A 16,469-nucleotide genomic window follows, 5' to 3' on the forward strand; every position below is an offset into this window, starting at 1 on the left:
AGGCAGCATCACTTTGACAGGACATCACGAAGGTAGAATCTCAATCGTGGCTGCCCTGGCGCGTATCCCTGTCATTGCGGAAACATAGCTGCTGCCGGAGTACTTTTTCAGGTAAGCCTGATCAATTTTACTTTCAAGCTCAGGGTCCGAGGGTTTTGCGAACAGTACGTCGAATTCCTGTCCGATAGCCAGTATCTTACCTGCCTGCTGGGACAATGCAGCCTGATACCATTTTGAACGGATACCACTATAGGCTCGGACGAAAAGTCGGTTGTCCACCTTCACTTCCCATATCCATGTCGGCGTACCGGTCGTATTCATATCGGGATGATACGGTGCGATTTTCAGGTCGTCGGCCGCATCTATTCTTGTTAATACTTCAGGGTTCCAGTACATATACCTCTCCTCTTTCATATGCGGTTGCTTTTTTCTGTCGCAGGATTAACTCGATAATATTCGGAAATTAATATCGCATCAGGAATTAGTGCCAGCTTTATCAGTAACAATAGAATACCCAACACCCCATGCTAAGAGAGCAGTATCTGTCGTTTGTCCCACAGACACTGCATCTGAAAACACCGGACGGTGCTATGGCTTATTTATTAAGATTTTTGTTGAAAAATGCAGTGATGTTATCGAACGGGATCTTGTCCATACGATCATATAAATCAACATGGGTAGCATTTTTTACAATCAGCAGCTCTTTTGGCTGATTTGCCGCTTCATAAGCCGTTTTGGAGAAGTAAAGCGAATGCGCCTTTTCACCATGGATGAACAGGATCGGGCGCGGAGAAATTTCCTTAATATAGGTCATGAGCGGGAAATTCATAAAGGCCATCGGCGTTGTCACGGACCATGAATTGCCAGAGTTGACGGCTCGGGGATGATAGCCGCGTTTAGTCATGTAGTAGTCCGCATAGTCCACGAGGAACTGTGCTTCACCGCCCTTCAGTTTATTATAGGCTGGCTGGTATGCCGGTTTGCCGTTTGCTGCATCTTCCCAGCGTTGAAGACTCATCTTCTCCAGCGCCTGCTCGCGTTGCTCCGGTGTTACGCTGTCATTGTAGCCTTTTGACATTACGCGGCTCATATCATACATGGTGCTGGCAACGACCGCTTTTACGCGCTTATCCACGGCAACAGCGTTCAGGGCAATCCCCCCCATGCCGCAGATGCCGATGACACCGATACGTTCACGATCCACATAAGGTTGTAGTCCCATAAAATCGACTGCAGCCATAAAGTCTTCGGTATTGATATCGGGTGAAGCAATATTGCGGGGTTCACCACTGCTTTCACCGGTATAAGACGGATCAAATGCCAGCGTCACGAATCCGCGCTCTGCTAAAGTCTGAGCATAGAGACCCGAGGCCTGCTCTTTTACCGCGCCAAAAGGCCCGGAAATAACAAGCGCAGCAAGCTTCTTGTTCCCGCGATCTTTTGGAAGATACACATCTGCGGCCAGCGTAATGCCGTAACGGTTTTTAAAAGTAACTTTTTGATGATCCACTTTTTCGCTCCTTGGGAAAGTTTTATCCCACGTCTGAACCAGACGGCCTGAAGAATCTGCTGTGCCTGGTGCAGGCTGGGCCACCGCAACTTCTGTTGAAATCAGAGCCATCGCCCCGGCAAGGAGTGCGCCATTAAAAAAGCGCGTCGAAGATATTAGCGTCATGATATTAAAACCTTTCATTGGATATTGAGGGACCTATTTCAGACAACATGCATGAGTATTTCAGTTACAACTTTCGGCCGGTAATCACTGGCGATACCAAACGCTTTGACATTGATCTGGACGTTCTCAACGATAGCGGGCAGATCTGCTTCCTTGATGTTCAGCTGTTCAAGACGTGTTGGCGTACCAATTTCTTCAAACCACTTCTCAAGCGCAGCGATGCCGTCGTGGCAGTTAAAAAATGGCTTAAACCTGAACGGGTTAAATTTGCTCGCGGTGAACCCTGATTTCAGGACACTGCCTCATTTCAGAGTTATTATTTTGAATGTCTTTAATATAAGGTGTTATTAAAATACTCTGCATTATTTGCCTGATCCTCTGAACCTAATCTCAAAGCGTGTATTTCAGTTTTCATAGCTGCTAAGTTGATAACCTCAAAAGAGGTCAAAAGTGTGGGGCATTACAGAATGATTCCTAACAAATCGGTTGAAATACTGCTGGGTGAGCTATCGAGGGATATTGCACAGCGCACACCCGGCACCGGCGATTTCCCTACCGCCGTAGAAGGGCTCGAATTGTTTCGCCGAAACGAACCCGCTCCCCCGGTAAGCTGCCTGGTCCCTCCCAGTATCGTTCTGGTGGCCGATGGCGCGAAGATCATGTGGGTTGGGGGTGAACCTTATGAATATAATGCGGAAAAATTCCTGATAACCTCTCTTGACCTGCCGGCCAGTTCGGAAATATTGCAGGCTTCGACATCCCAGCCCTGCGTCGGCGTAGCCTATAAGCTTGACCAGCGCGTGCTAATGGAATTAATTGCCCAGGGAAGCCTGCCGCCGGTCAAAAAACGAGACGCGGGAACGAGTGTCGGGATAGGTACTATTACCGATGCTTTGCTGGAGCCTTTCTGCCGTCTGCTTTCTTTGCTTGACGAACCTGAAGCCATTCCTGTTCTCGGGCCGCTGATCCAAAGAGAGATACACTACCGGCTTTTGATGAGCGATCAGTCCGATCATCTCAGACAGATTGCAGCAGTCGACGGCCATGGCTACCGTATCGGTAAAGCTATCGACTGGTTAAAGACCAATATTGCATCACCTTTACGCGTCGAGGAACTGGCAAGTCGGGTGCAAATGAGCACGCCCTCTTTCCACCACCATTTCAGGCAGCTTGCGGGGATGAGCCCGCTACGGTATCAGAAATGGCTGCGCCTCAATGAAGCCAGGCGACTGATGCTGAATGAACATTACGATGTCACCACAGCAGCCTATGCGGTCGGTTACGAAAGCCTGTCCCATTTCAGCCGGGAATATACGCGGATGTTCGGGGAATCGCCCAAGAGGGATATTACTGAACTGAGAAAGTCAGCGGGTAAGCTTTAATCAATTCTGGACCGCCTGTACCATGCCTGGTCTTCGATATCCCCCGGCACGTGAGTCGAATACCCGGAACTTTATCCCCGCCCTGAGGGACGGGGTTTTACGACGCGCTGGTTAGTGACAACGTCACAGCAGCGCACTAAAGATGCTCCTCTTCATCCAGAGAGATCACCTGAATGCCAGCATTACGATACGCCTGAACGTCATCAGGCAGACGATCCACCACTACGGTGTCAATGCGATCTGCTGCGGTAAATTGGGCAAGCGAGGTGTTATTCAGCTTGCTGTAGTCACAGACAATAATTACCTGACTGGCGTGTTCCACCATGCCTCGTTTCGTTTCTGCCAGCATGATATCGGCCACGCAGGCGCCGTGTTTCAGCGACAGCGAATTGGTGCCCATAAATGCTTTATCGACGTTTAGCGTGTCGAGAATGGAACGTCCGTTGATCGCCACCACGCAGTGGTATCCCTTCTTAACGATCCCCCCGAGCAGAATCGTTTGAATCGAGGCGCTGGCCTCAAGCTCCCGGGCGATTTGGTAATCATTGGTGACCACCGTGACGTTCTGTCTGTCGCGAATATTACGCGCAATATGCAGCGTCGTGGTACCGGTATCCAGCACGATAATGTCGCCATCCTCAACCAGCGCCGCCGCGCGCTGGCCGATCCGCTCTTTCGCGCTGAGATTGACAATTTCGCGATCGTCCGACGCCTGTTCAAAGCTTGCCCGGGTACGAAGAACGGCTCCGCCGTGGGTTCGGGTCAGCAGCCCCTCCTCTTCCAGCTGGCGGAGATCGGCACGAATGGTGGCGCCCGATACATTAAAGACGTCACACATCTCAGAAACAGCAACTTTGCGTTTTTCCCTGAGAATACCGAGTAACTTCTCCTGTCTTTCTTCTGCAAACATTCTGCCTCTCTCTTTTTTACGGCACGTTACGGCTTACCTTTGCGTATCAGTCGGGCCCCACGCTGAGCGCATCCAGCCTGTCGTATAAGGCGGCGGATTGCCGGTACAGCGTATCAAAAAGCTCGCTGCAGGCGTGGTAATAATCCCGCAGACGGGGATCCGGTGAGATCACTTTGTCGAACTGCACCGTTTGCCGCACGCCGCTGGCAAAATCGGCGTACAACCCTACGCCAACCCCGGCGATAATACCGCATCCGGTGACGCCATTCTCCTGATTACGCGTAGATAATATCGGCAGATTGTACGCCGCGGCTTTGATTTCAAGCCACAGCGGGCTGCGCGCGCCGCCGCCGGAAGCGATCATTTGTTGCGGATACTGCCCGCACTTCTGCAGCTGCCGAAGATTGCGCCAGGATGCAAAGGCCACCCCTTCCAGAACTGCGCGGAATAAATGACCGCGGCGATGCTTGCGCTGCAGGCCAAAAAACTGTGCCCGCGAGTTCGTGTGTTCGGCCAGACGTTCTCCCGTCAGATAGGGAAGAAACAGCAGCCCTTCTGCCCCCGCCGGCACCGCCGCCGCTTCCTGTAAAAGCTGTGGATGCGTAATCTGGTTATCGGCAAGTGCCAGCCGCGCCCAGCGAACGGCATCGCCGCCGGCGTCGAGGATCGTAAATCCGCCCCAGGCCGCGTTGGCAAGATGAAGATTATTAACCAGCGGATGGTGTAACTGCCGCGGCGACACCACCGTCATCAGCGTCGACGTGCCGGTTGAATCAGACGCCATCCCCGGTTCATACACACCCGAGCCCAGCAGAGAGGCCGCCATATCCGACGTCCCGGCAACCACCGGGATACCCGCCGGCAGGCCCGTCAGGTCGGCTGCGCGCTGCGTCACCTGGCCGATTATGTCGCTGGAAAGTTTAAGCTCCGGGAGCTGATCGACCCGCAGACCAAACGTTTCGCAGGCTTGCGATGACCAGCTACGGGTTTCGCTGTCCATCAGAAAATAGCAGGATGCCTCGCTATAGTCGGTCGCCATAGCGCCGGTCAGCATGAAATTAATATAGTCCTTCGGCATCAATACTTTAGCAAGCTGCGGCCAGCGCTCCGGATGATGTTCACGCCACCAGACTAATTTGAAAGCGGGCCAGGCTGCCGCGGGCGGATTATTTAAATGCGCCAGCCACTTTTCCCGCCCTTCGCGCGCGATAAAGGCATCCACCTGCGGCTGGCTGCGCTTATCATTCCATAACAGCGCCCTGTCCTCCACCAGCTCACCCTGCTCGTCCAGCAGGACGGTGCCGTGCATTTGCCCGCAGGCGCCAATAACCGCAATCTGCGCTGCCGTTTCTGGATAGCGATAAAGCACCTCGCGTATACAGTCGCAGGCGGCCTGCCACCATAAAGACGGAGCCTGTTCTGACCATCCCGCACAGGGCGTGGTTTGCTCATACTCTCTTTGCGCAAAGCCGATCATCGCGCCGTCAATGCGCACAATAGCGGCGCGGGTACTGCCAGTGCCAACATCAATCGTGAGTATTTTATCTTTCATCACTAACTCCGGTGACGTCTTAAGGCGGGCCACCAGGCCCGCGGTCTCTCAGTTTAATCGGCGTTCAGCTCGGGAAAACGTTCCGGGTGCTGCTCCAGTTCAGCCAGCACCTTGGTTACCGCGCCATGGCTCATGCCAAAGCGGCGCACGCCAAGCTGGTACAGCGCACGCACCGTGGCCAGATCGCGAATGCCCCCGGCGCCTTTGATATCGATTCGGCCTTTAAGCTGGTCGGCGATGATGCTGACTTTTTCCACCGTGGCGCCGGTGGGCGCCCAGCCGGTAGAGGTTTTGACCCACTTCATCCCCACCTCTACGGCAATTTCGCACACGCGACGAATCTGCTCCTCATTAAGATAGTGCGTTTCAAGGATCACTTTGGCCGGTACCGGGGCGGCGGCTTCCACCACGCGGCGCAAATCTTCGCGCACATAGTCATAATCGCCGGAGAGCACTTTGCCGATATTCACGACCATATCCACTTCCCGAGCGCCGTCGGCAATCAGCTGCCGCACTTCCTGAACCTTGGTATCGGTGGTATGCCCACCGCCGGGAAAGCCGACCGGACCGCCAATCATCACCTCTCCCGTACCCTGCTGCGGCAGCAACGTACTGAGAAAGCGCGTCCAGCAAGGCAGTACGTGGACGGAAATAATGTTGTATCTGGCAGCCAGCTCGGCGCAGGCGCGAACATCCGCTTCGGTACTGGTGGCCTGAACTGCGCTCAGATCAACTAAACGTGCAAAACGACGGGTTGTTTCATTCATGGTCTTATCCTGTCCTTTGTTTTTAATTGCTTTCATTTAATGCTGATATTTGGCTTAAATCCATTTAAAAACGCATTAAATGAAAATAACGTGATCAAATTAGCATTTTTTTATTTTCATTTGTTTTTAATTAGCAGCAGGAAATGAGCGTTAACCTTGCAGAGCAGGCGTAATCGGTCATAAATGGGCGCAAAAGCAATCTTGCATTTATTTTTGTTTGTTTTTGTTTATGCCTGAATCACGGGCGAAATAGCGCAAACCGCTGACGGAAGTGAAGCGAAATGCGTGCGCTATCACAGTGTTCGGCTGCGGATAGCTTGTCTTCGTGGGACATTCCCGAGGTCTCAACGCTCTGCGCAAGGGAAAGGTAATCTGATTATGTACTTCAGGAGAGAGCTATGTTGCCGCTGGAACGTCATCGTTTGATTGTTGAACTGCTGGGCCAACACGGCGTCATGCGGGTGAATGAGATTGCGCAAGCGACTCGGGTCTCCAGGGAAACGATTCGCCGCGATCTGAGCGAGCTGGAACGCAAAGGGATCTTAACCCGAAGCCACGGTGGAGCGCTGGCGGCGGAAAATCCGCTGCCGGCGACCCGGGCGGCGGCATCCGCCCTGCCAGTTGAAGATAGCCAGGGAAGCTTTCAGCACAGAACGCTGCTGCACAGCGAAGGCAAAATGCGCGTGGCCCGTAAAGCACTGCAGTTTCTCCAACCGGGACAGACCATTGTCCTGGACGGGAGTAGCACCAGCTGGTTTTTGGCCCGGCAGATGCCGGAGATGGCGTTGACGGTGATTACGCCCTCCATTCGCATCTTACAAACTCTGATGAGCCGACGCTCGTTGCATCTCGTCGGGCTGGGGGGCGATTTCTCCCCGACCGAAGAGTCGTTCTTCGGGGAAACCGCCTCACGAACGCTACGCGAATATGCCATTGATACGCTCTTTTTCTCCTGCCAGGGGCTGGAGCGCGATAGCGGCTTGTATGCGGGTACGCAAGCCCACGCCGCCCTGCTGAAACAGATGCTGCTGGCCGCCCGTCAGACTGTGGCTTTGGTCGACGGCAGCAAGCTGGGGCGAACAGGCGTCGCACGTATCGGCGGACTGGGCGAGCTGGACTGTCTGGTGACTGAAAGGTTTGTCGATCCGCTGCTGGAAAAAGAGATGACCTGGCATAACGTCAGCCTGCAAATCGCCTGAGTACGCCGTCATGACGTGACGGTTAATACGCGCAATGTCGAAACGCTGCCAACCGCGGCAGGGCCAGACTTTGCCTGAATTCAGCCACCACCGGAATAAATGAGGCCTTATGCGTTATTACCTTTCTCCCTCGCTGATGTGTATGGACATGATGAAGCTGACGGAACAGCTGCGCTTTCTAAACAGCAAAGCCGACAGGCTGCATGTCGACATCATGGACGGCCACTATGTCAAAAATCTGGCGTTGTCGGCCAGCTTTGTGGCGCAGATCCGTCCCTACACCTCGCTTCCTATCGATGTCCATCTGATGGTCGAAGCGCCCGCTTCGTTTATACCGGCGCTGTTAGACGCCGGCGCAGACGCCTTCTCACTGCATCCGGAGACCATCTGCCGCGAAGCGTTCCGGGTTATCAATATGCTTCGTCAGGCGGGGAAAGAGGTGGGAATGGTGCTCAATCCCGCCACACCGGTTGAGAGCATCCAGCACTATCTGCATCTGCTCGATAAGGTGACGGTGATGACCGTCGACCCAGGCTATGCCGGTCAGCCGTTTATTCCTGAAATGCTCGCCAAAATTACGCAGCTTCATCAGCTCAAAGAGACCGGCAGCCTCCGCTTCTTGCTGGAAGTCGATGGCTCCTGTAACCGCAATACCTACCGCGCGCTGCTGGGCGCCGGCGCACAGATATTAGTGATGGGCAGCAGCGGTTTATTCCGCGCTGATATGCCGCTCGAGCTGGCCTGGGAAACCATGTCCCGCGAACTGTCCGCCGCGCTGCACTCCCCCGAGCTGGTATAGAGGAGCGAATGATGTCAGGAAAAGTCTGTGTTTTTGGTTCATTCAATTTCGACATGGTCGCCAGGGTGGATCGCTTTCCGGTACCAGGTGAGTCGTTAGTGGCCTGCGGAAGTATGACCAGCGCCGGAGGTAAAGGGGCGAACCAGGCCACCGCCGCGCTAAAAGCGGGAGCAAATGTCCACTATATCGGCAAGATTGGCAATGACACCTTCGGCCATTTTGCCCGCCGTCATCTGAAAGGCGTGGGCTTCAATGCTGTGACGCTGCTGGTCGCCGAAGAGATCCCCACCGGCAATGCGCTGATTTATGTCGCCGGTAACGATGCCGAAAACATGATTGCCGTCGATCCCGGCGCGAATATGACGGTGACCGATGATGAAATCGCCGGCTGCATTCCCGCTATCGGCTGCGCGGATGTGGTTCTGGTTCAGCTGGAGAACAATCTTTCTGCTATTGAACAGGTCATAGACGCCGGCAAACAAGCCGGGGCCCTGGTAATACTCAATCCCGCGCCCTGGCAGCCCGTTGAGCACGCCCTTCTACGCAAAGTGGATTTACTTACACCGAACGCCACGGAGGCCGGGTTAATGACCGGACGCCGGGTTGACAGTCTGACGGCCGCGGCTGAGGCCGCCGACGTGTTACATGCTCAGGGCGCGCGCAACGTCATTATCACTCTCGGCGCCAGCGGCGCCCTGTTGAGCGAGCATGGGGTGAAATCCCCTATTCCCTGCTTTCCTTCTCACCCCCGCGACACTACCGGTGCGGGCGATGCCTTCAACGGCGCGCTGGCGGCGCGGCTGGCCTGCGGGGAACCGCTACAGGCCGCAGCCCGATTCGCGGCGGCCTATGCCGCCGTCAGTGTCGAAAAGCAAGGCGCCTCATCTTTACCTGAGTACCTGGAGGCACAGGAACGGCTTCTCCGTGCCGCCGCTGATTATGAAATGGCATAAACCCTACTGTATAAAAAACATTAAGAGGATAGCTCAATGAGTACGCTAATCACGGATAAGGTCGATAACGCAGCGGTCCAAAAAGAAAAACTGGACACCAGTGCGTATTTACCCCATACCCCCTGGCTGCAATTTTTACTGGTCTGTTGCCTGTTTGCGCTATGGGGGATGGCGGGCAACCTGAATGATATTTTGATCGCCCAGTTTAAAAAGGGCTTCGATTTAACGGATACCCAGACAGCGCTGGTGCAGTCGATTTTTTTCCTCGGCTACTTTTTTGTCGCCCTGCCCGCGGCGGCGCTGATTAAGCGTTTTTCCTATAAAGCGGCGATTATTATTGGGCTGTGCCTGTACGCCCTCGGCTGCTTCCTGTTCGTTCCGGCCGCACAGATCATGACCTACGGCGCATTCCTCGCCTGCCTCGGAGTGATCGCCTGCGGACTCTCTTTTCTGGAAACGTCGGCAAACACCTACTCCAGCCTGCTGGGTCCGATTCAATCCTCCACCCAGCGTATTAACTTTTCGCAGATCTTCAACTCGCTGGGCGTGATCTCCGGCGTATTAATTGGCCAGCTGATGGTCTTTGGCGAAAACGATCCGAGTCATGAACAACTGCTGGCGATGCCCGCCGCCGCTGCAGACGTTGCACGCCATCAGATGGTTGGTCAGGTGGTCGGGCCCTATCTGATTATCGGCTCCGTACTGGTGGTGCTGGCGCTGGTGTTCGTGTTTATTAAATTCCCGTCGTGCAAGGGCGCGCCCGCTCAACAACAGCAACTCCCGACGGAAAGCATGGGGCCAACGCTGAAACGCCTGTTTGCTATCCCGCGCTTTCGCCTCGGGATCCTGTCGCAGTTTTTGTACGTCGGCGCCCAGGTTGGCGTATGGAGCTTCACGATTCGCTTTGTGCAGCTCGTGCAGCAAGGCACCAGCGAGCACTCCGCGACTTACTGGCTGCTGGCTTCTCTGGTGATTTACGCCGTGGGAAAAACCGTGGCCACCTGGTTGATGAACCGTCTGAATCCGGCGATGCTGCTCGGAACGTTTGCCCTGGCCGCCACCGCCCTGTTACTGATTGCCGTTTTCAGCGGTTCAATGCTGGCGGTCTATGCGCTCATTCTGGTCAGCTTCTGTATGGCGCCATGCTGGCCGACGAACTTTGGTCTGGTGATCAAAGGGATGGGGAAAGATACCCAGACCGCAGGCTCGATCGTGGTGATGTCGATTATCGGCGGGGCCGTAATTCCTCTGGTGATGGGCATTATCTCGGATATGAACGGCGGCAATATGCAAATCGCCTTTATCGCTCCGCTCCTGTGCTTTGTGTATGTCGCTTTCTACGGCTTCTGGTGCGTGCGTAAGGGGGTATAACATGCGCGAACTTATCAACACGATTGCTCATATTGGCTATCAGGTCAGTGACTTAACGCGTTCGCTTGCCTTCTATGAACCGCTGGGCTTTCAGCGCCAGCAGCGGTTTAGCAAGCCATCGCCACAGGGCACTATTGAAGTTGCGTTCCTGGAAATGGCGGGCGCCGTCCTCGAGCTGTATCAGCTTCCCGCTGGAACGCCCTTTGACGCCCCTCGCTGCGGTATCGATCATCTGGCGCTGGAAGTCAGCGACCTGGATGCGGTGCAGCAGCGGCTGGCGGCGCTCGGTTATCCGCTCGATGAAGGGCCGATAGAAGAAGACAACGTGCGCTTCCTGCTTATTCGCGGCCCCGATGGCGAACGGCTCGAGTTCGATGCCTGTAAACGCTAAGCGGCAGGGCTGACCCCTTCACTCTTTTAGGCCCGGTTAATACGGGTCTAAAAGATAGCGTCCTCTGGCATTATTCACGTCGGTTTGATTCGCAGATATCTCTCCCCCACCCGGTCTCTCCTGCCCATTGTGCAATGTTACAAAATTGCTTCTGTTTTGTTGATTTTCTATTGTGAGCCATTCGGCAATTTCCTCTCCTGAATTTCCCCAGACTACTCCTACTCAATACGCGATATCAGGAGAGACACATGAACAGCACCTCCGCCGACTTCCAGAATCTGTACCAGGCCCTGAGCCGCAGCGCCGCCCGCAGCCCGGATGCCCTGGCGCTGGCGTTTGAGGATCGGCGCTATCTGTACCGCGATTTTCATCTGCGGGTACAGCGGGCGATGGCGCAGCTTGATCGCGGCTGGTCGCTGCGCAAAGGCGACCGTATTCTGCTGGCCTGGGGCAATCACCCCGCTTTTTGCGAAGTCCTTTTTGCCGCGCTGGGTTTGGGCATCGAAGTGGTGCCTTTCAGCACCAAGCTTAAGCAGGCCGAAAGCGAGGCGCTGGTAGGCCATATCGCTCCCCGGGTTGTCCTGTTCGATGCGACCGTACAGGACTGGCTGAAAAACACCCCTGACGCGCGTGCGGTTTCACTCAGCGAATGGCAGGCGCTCTGCCTTCCCGAACCGCTGACCCGCCCGCCGGTCCCGGTTAACCGCGACGATACGGCGGTGATGATGTTCACCTCCGGCACCACCGGAGAGCCTAAAGGGGCGATTATCACCCACAATAACCTGCTCTGCGCAATTGACGCTTATACGCAAAAACTGAATCTCACCGCCGCGGATAGCACCATCCTGGCGGTGCCTATCTATCACATCACCGGCCTGTCGGCGCTGCTGGCGCTGTTTATTAGCCTCGGCGCGAGCATCTGGCTGCAGCATCGGTTCAATGCCCCGCAGGTGATCACCACCCTGCGCAAGCAGAACATTACCTTTCTGCACGGCTCGCCCACCATTTTTATCCTTCTTTGCCAGGCTGCGCGTGAGCAGAGCGTCAACCATCCCAGCGATTTTCCGGCATTGCGCACGATTGCCTGCGGCGCGGGCCACCTGAGCGATGGACTGATCAAGGAGTTAAAAACCCTGTTCCCGCATACCGCGATTCAGCCGATCTACGGCCTCACCGAAACGACCTCGCCTGCGACGATTTTTCCGGGCGACGTCTGGGGCAGCGATAAATGCGGCAGTTCAGGTCAGGCGATCCCGGGTCTCGCCATTACCATCCGCAACGATCGCCAGCAGCCCCTCCCCGCCGGGCAAATCGGCCATATCTGGCTAAAAGGCGATGTGGTGATCCGCGAATACTGGCAGCACAGCGAGCGACGCCCGAGCTGCGATGCGCAGGGCTGGTTTTGTACCGGCGATCTGGGCTATCTCGACGACGAAGGCTGGCTGTACATCAAAGACCGCAGCAAGGACATGATCAATCGCGGCGGCGAGAAAATTTACTCACTGGAGCTGGAAAACATTCTCTCTACCTATCGGGGAGTACGGGAAGTTGCCGTCATCCCGACCCCCAGCCCGGTCTACGGCGAAGAGCCCGTGGCGTTTATCGTGCCGGATGGCCAGCATCACCTGACCAGCGAAGAGATCCTCGACTGGCTCAAGGTCAAAATCGCCCGTTTTAAGCTACCGGCGCGCATTATTTTCACCCGTGCTTTACCGCGTACCCACAACGGCAAAGTGAGTAAACAGCAGCTCAAAACGCGTCTCGCAGAATCCATCATCACGCTATCAACGGAGGATAAAAAGTGAGCAGCAAATTTATCGACGCCCATGAGGCGGCGCGGTGGGTTGCCAGCGGCGACACCGTCTGCACCGTCGGGATGACGCTTATCGGCGCGGCGGAGTCCATTTTAAGCGCCATCGAAGCGCGCTTTCTGACCGCGGGCGAACCGCGTGACCTGACGCTACTGCATGCCGCGGGGCAAAGCGATCGCCAGCGCGGTATCCAGCACTTTGCCCATCCGGGTATGGTGACCCGCCTTATCGGTTCGCACTGGGGCCTGGCGCCGCGCTGGATGGCGATGATCAACAACAACGAAGTGGAAGCCTGGTGCCTGCCGCAGGGGCAGATCGTTCATCTCTATAGCGCGATGGCCGCCGGACTGCCGGGGCGGCTTTCTCCCGTCGGTCTCGGTACCTTTGTCGATCCGCGCATAGAGGGCGGAAGGATGAACGCCCGCACCCGCGAACGACCCAATCTGATCGAGCACGTCACGTTTCGCGGCGACGAATATCTGTTTTATCCGGCTCTTCCTCTGGACGTGGTCATTGTGCGCGGCACCCATGCTGATGAAGACGGCAACCTCACGACCGATGAAGAGGTGATGAAGCTGGAAGTCCTGCACGCCGTTCTCGCCGCCAGACGCTTCGGGGCGAAGGTGCTGGCGCAGGTGAAATATCGCGTAGCGAAAGGCTCGCTGCATCCGAAAAGCATCACCGTTCCCGGCAACCTGATCGACGCTATTGTGGTGTGCGAAGAGCCGCAGACGGATCACCGCCAGACTTCAAGCTGGGCCTTCGACCCAGCGCTGTGCGGCGATATCCAGCTGCCCGCCGCGCAGAATGCGCCGCTGCCGCTGGACCTGCGCAAGCTTATCGGGCGGATTGCCTGCCGCTATCTGACCCCCGGCTGCGTCATCAATCTCGGCACCGGTATTCCCAATGACGTGATTGGCGCCATCATTCACGAGGAACAGCTCGGCGAGCAGGTCACCATCACCGTCGAGTCAGGGATCTACGGCGGGCAGCAGGCGGGTGGCGTGGATTTCGGTATCGGCCGTAATCTGAGCGCGATGATTAGCCACCAGGATCAAATGCTCTACTACAACGGCGCAGGGGTCGACATCACCTTTATGGGCGCCGGCGAGATGGACCCGCACGGGCACGTCAATGCCACACGGCTCGGCGCATCCTGCCCCGGCGCGGGCGGTTTTATCGATATCACCCAGAATGCCCGCCACGTCGTGTTCTGCTCCTCTTTTACCGCCAAGGGGCTGGAGATCGCCTGTGAACACGGGGCGCTGCATATCCGCCGCGAAGGCGAAGTGCGTAAATTCGTCGCCGGGGTAAACCAGATTTCTTACAACGGCGAACTGGCCCGCGCCAAAGGACAAACCATGCATTACGTCACCGAACGGGCGGTTTTCGAACTGCGCCCGGAAGGACCGGTGCTGACGGAAATCGCCCCCGGCATCGATCTTGAGCGCGACATCCTGGCGCATATGGATTTTCATCCGGCGATCGCCGCGGATCTTCAGGTTATGGACAGCCGATTGTTCGCCCCGCCGCCCTGCGGTCTCGCGGAACATCTGTCCCGGAATTCATCCTCTGACTCATAAGGAACGTTGCTATGAAACTTGCCAGTAAAACCGCCATTGTCACCGGCGCCGCACGCGGTATCGGCTTTGGCATTGCCCAGGTGCTTGCGCGGGAAGGCGCGCGAGTGATTATCGCCGATCGTGATGCACACGGCGAAGCCGCCGCCGCTTCCCTGCGCGAATCGGGCGCACAGGCGCTGTTTATCAGCTGCAATATCGCTGAAAAAACGCAGGTCGAAGCCCTGTTTTCCCAGGCCGAAGAGGCGTTTGGCCCGGTAGACATTCTGGTGAATAACGCCGGAATCAACCGCGACGCCATGCTGCATAAATTAACGGAAGCGGACTGGGACACGGTTATCGAAGTTAACCTGAAAGGCACTTTCCTCTGTATGCAGCAGGCCGCTATCCGCATGCGCGAGCGCGGCGCGGGCCGCATTATCAATATCGCTTCCGCCAGCTGGCTTGGCAACGTCGGGCAAACCAACTATTCGGCGTCAAAAGCCGGCGTGGTGGGAATGACCAAAACCGCCTGCCGCGAACTGGCGAAAAAAGGTGTCACGGTGAATGCCATCTGCCCGGGCTTTATCGACACCGACATGACGCGCGGCGTACCGGAAAACGTCTGGCAAATCATGATCAGCAAAATTCCCGCGGGTTACGCCGGCGAGGCGAAAGACGTCGGCGAGTGTGTGGCGTTTCTGGCGTCCGATGGCGCGCGCTATATCAATGGTGAAGTGATTAACGTCGGCGGCGGCATGGTGCTGTAAGGAGAAAAACAATGACCCAGGCTAATGATATTGTGATTGTCAGCGGCGTCCGTACCGCTATTGGCACGTTTAACGGCAGTCTTAAACATACCCATCAGCATGACCTTGGGGCCGCCGTCATTCGCGAAGCGATCGCCCGCGCCGGGATTGCGCCGCAGGATATCGACGAAACGATCGTCGGCAACGTCGGGCAAATCGCCGAAAGCGGTTTTATCGCCCGCATCTGCCAACTGCGCGCGGGGATCCCGCAGGAGAGCACCGCCTATTCCGTTAACCGCCAGTGTGGTTCCGGACTTCAGGCCCTGGCGGACGGCATGATGCAGCTGCAAAGCGGCCAGGCCGAGGTGGTCGTCGCCTGCGGCACTGAAAATATGACCCAGCTGCCCTACTACCTGCGTAAAGCGCGCGATGGCTATCGCATGGGCCATGGCGAGCTGGAAGATGGCCTGATCTCCATTCTCACCTGGCCGGAAGGCCCTTATCACAACGGCATCACCGCGGAAAACGTCGCGCAACGCTTCGGTATTACCCGCGAAGCGATGGACGATTTTGCCTGGTCGAGCCAGCAGAAGGCGCTGAAGGCGATCGCGGAGGGTCGCTTTCGCGAGCAGATCCTGGCCCTTGAGGTGCCGGACGGCAAAAAAGCGACCCGCCTGTTTGCGACCGATGAACACCCGCGCGACACCCCGCGTGAAAAGCTCGCCACGCTGCGTCCGGCGTTTAAAGCCGACGGCGTGGTGACGGCGGCCAACTCATCGGGCATTAACGACGGCGCGGCGGCGCTGGTGATGATGACCCGCCAGCAGGCGGAAAAACGCGGCTTAACCCCGCGCATGCGCATTCGCGGCTGGGCGGTCGCTGGCTGCGGGGCGGAGATTATGGGGTTTGGTCCCTCTCCCGCTACCCGACGCCTGATGGACCGTCTCAATATAGATGTGCAGTCCATTGATTTAATTGAACTCAATGAGGCCTTCGCCGCTCAGGCGCTGGCGGTGATGAACGATCTGCGTCTCGACCCGGCCCGCGTTAACGTCAACGGCGGCGCGATCGCCCTCGGCCACCCGGTAGGCGCCAGCGGTGCGATTCTGCCGGTCAAACTGATGTATGAAATGGCGCGCAGCGGCGCACGCACTGGTCTGGTCAGCATGTGCATCGGCGGCGGCCAGGGGATTTCTATGCTGTTCGAGCGCGAAGGCGCTTAGCAAAAGACGGCCCGAAGTGGGGCTTCGGGCCGGGCGTCGTTCGGGTCAGCACCCGGCGACAACCTGTGAGCTGACGAACGGGATCGTCTCGATCCCGGCAAGGCTTCTGACCACGAATACGGGGAAAT

Annotated in this window: 16 protein-coding genes; 11 read left to right on the forward strand and 5 right to left on the reverse strand. The window is 56.4% G+C overall.

The window, feature by feature from the left end; translation table 11 throughout:
* Window positions 1-24 precede the first annotated feature (24 nt).
* Window positions 25-396: a DUF2255 family protein gene (locus tag OHJ17_RS12700; RefSeq protein WP_004176172.1), complete on the reverse strand. Its 372-nt coding sequence runs from the start codon at window positions 394-396 to the stop codon at window positions 25-27.
* A 199-nt stretch (window positions 397-595) separates the two neighbouring features.
* A complete protein-coding gene (locus OHJ17_RS12705) occupies window positions 596-1,693 on the reverse strand; it encodes an alpha/beta hydrolase (RefSeq protein ID WP_004221581.1) in 1,098 nt (365 codons plus the stop codon).
* A 29-nt stretch (window positions 1,694-1,722) separates the two neighbouring features.
* On the opposite strand from OHJ17_RS12705, the gene OHJ17_RS12710 reads away from it, so the two are divergent.
* Both OHJ17_RS12710 and OHJ17_RS12715 read left to right on the forward strand, forming a co-directional pair.
* Entirely contained in the window at window positions 1,723-1,962 is a 240-nt protein-coding gene (locus OHJ17_RS12710) for a hypothetical protein (protein ID WP_002904864.1), read from the forward strand.
* A 180-nt stretch (window positions 1,963-2,142) separates the two neighbouring features.
* A complete protein-coding gene (locus tag OHJ17_RS12715) occupies window positions 2,143-3,057 on the forward strand; it encodes an AraC family transcriptional regulator (protein WP_004190105.1) in 915 nt (304 codons plus the stop codon).
* Between the two features lie 136 nt (window positions 3,058-3,193).
* Here the strand turns inward: OHJ17_RS12715 and OHJ17_RS12720 are convergent, their stop codons facing one another.
* From OHJ17_RS12720 to deoC, 3 genes are read right to left on the reverse strand one after another with little or no spacing between them, the layout of a single operon-like run.
* Complete coding sequence (locus OHJ17_RS12720; RefSeq protein WP_002904861.1) at window positions 3,194-3,967, reverse strand: DeoR/GlpR family DNA-binding transcription regulator; 774 nt, start codon at window positions 3,965-3,967, stop codon at window positions 3,194-3,196.
* Between the two features lie 46 nt (window positions 3,968-4,013).
* Window positions 4,014-5,519, reverse strand: a complete 1,506-nt coding sequence (locus OHJ17_RS12725) for a xylulokinase (RefSeq protein ID WP_032433112.1) — start codon at window positions 5,517-5,519, stop codon at window positions 4,014-4,016.
* A 53-nt stretch (window positions 5,520-5,572) separates the two neighbouring features.
* Window positions 5,573-6,322, reverse strand: a complete 750-nt coding sequence (gene deoC / locus OHJ17_RS12730; RefSeq protein WP_004190109.1) for a deoxyribose-phosphate aldolase — start codon at window positions 6,320-6,322, stop codon at window positions 5,573-5,575.
* Between the two features lie 362 nt (window positions 6,323-6,684).
* Here deoC and OHJ17_RS12735 point away from each other — a divergent pair, with 362 nt between their 5' ends.
* The 9 genes from OHJ17_RS12735 to OHJ17_RS12775 all read left to right on the forward strand — a co-directional run bounded on the left by OHJ17_RS12735 (window position 6,685) and on the right by OHJ17_RS12775 (window position 16,341).
* Window positions 6,685-7,485 (forward strand): DeoR/GlpR family DNA-binding transcription regulator, encoded by an 801-nt coding sequence (locus tag OHJ17_RS12735; RefSeq protein ID WP_004143408.1) that lies wholly within the window; start codon window positions 6,685-6,687, stop codon window positions 7,483-7,485.
* Between the two features lie 109 nt (window positions 7,486-7,594).
* Window positions 7,595-8,284, forward strand: a complete 690-nt coding sequence (gene alsE / locus OHJ17_RS12740) for a D-allulose 6-phosphate 3-epimerase (protein WP_004151641.1) — start codon at window positions 7,595-7,597, stop codon at window positions 8,282-8,284.
* Window positions 8,285-8,295: 11 nt separating this feature from the next.
* A complete protein-coding gene (locus OHJ17_RS12745) occupies window positions 8,296-9,237 on the forward strand; it encodes a ribokinase (protein ID WP_004184063.1) in 942 nt (313 codons plus the stop codon).
* Between the two features lie 36 nt (window positions 9,238-9,273).
* On the forward strand, window positions 9,274-10,608 hold the full coding sequence (fucP, locus tag OHJ17_RS12750) for an L-fucose:H+ symporter permease (protein ID WP_002904849.1): 1,335 nt from the start codon (window positions 9,274-9,276) through the stop codon (window positions 10,606-10,608).
* A gap of 1 nt (window position 10,609) precedes the next feature.
* Window positions 10,610-10,999: a VOC family protein gene (locus OHJ17_RS12755; RefSeq protein WP_004176179.1), complete on the forward strand. Its 390-nt coding sequence runs from the start codon at window positions 10,610-10,612 to the stop codon at window positions 10,997-10,999.
* Window positions 11,000-11,247: 248 nt separating this feature from the next.
* Window positions 11,248-12,804, forward strand: coding sequence for a class I adenylate-forming enzyme family protein (locus OHJ17_RS12760; RefSeq protein WP_267303344.1), 1,557 nt, complete (start codon window positions 11,248-11,250; stop codon window positions 12,802-12,804).
* On the forward strand, window positions 12,801-14,393 hold the full coding sequence (locus OHJ17_RS12765; protein ID WP_004151640.1) for an acyl CoA:acetate/3-ketoacid CoA transferase: 1,593 nt from the start codon (window positions 12,801-12,803) through the stop codon (window positions 14,391-14,393). The genes OHJ17_RS12760 and OHJ17_RS12765 overlap by 4 nt, the downstream gene beginning before the upstream one ends.
* A gap of 11 nt (window positions 14,394-14,404) precedes the next feature.
* Entirely contained in the window at window positions 14,405-15,139 is a 735-nt protein-coding gene (fabG, locus tag OHJ17_RS12770) for a 3-oxoacyl-ACP reductase FabG (protein WP_032433110.1), read from the forward strand.
* An 11-nt stretch (window positions 15,140-15,150) separates the two neighbouring features.
* Window positions 15,151-16,341: a thiolase family protein gene (locus OHJ17_RS12775; RefSeq protein ID WP_032433108.1), complete on the forward strand. Its 1,191-nt coding sequence runs from the start codon at window positions 15,151-15,153 to the stop codon at window positions 16,339-16,341.
* The last annotated feature ends 128 nt before the right edge of the window (window positions 16,342-16,469 follow it).

Source organism: Klebsiella sp. KP20-425-1 (assembly GCF_025813515.1).
In the GTDB taxonomy this organism is placed as follows: domain Bacteria; phylum Pseudomonadota; class Gammaproteobacteria; order Enterobacterales; family Enterobacteriaceae; genus Klebsiella; species Klebsiella pneumoniae.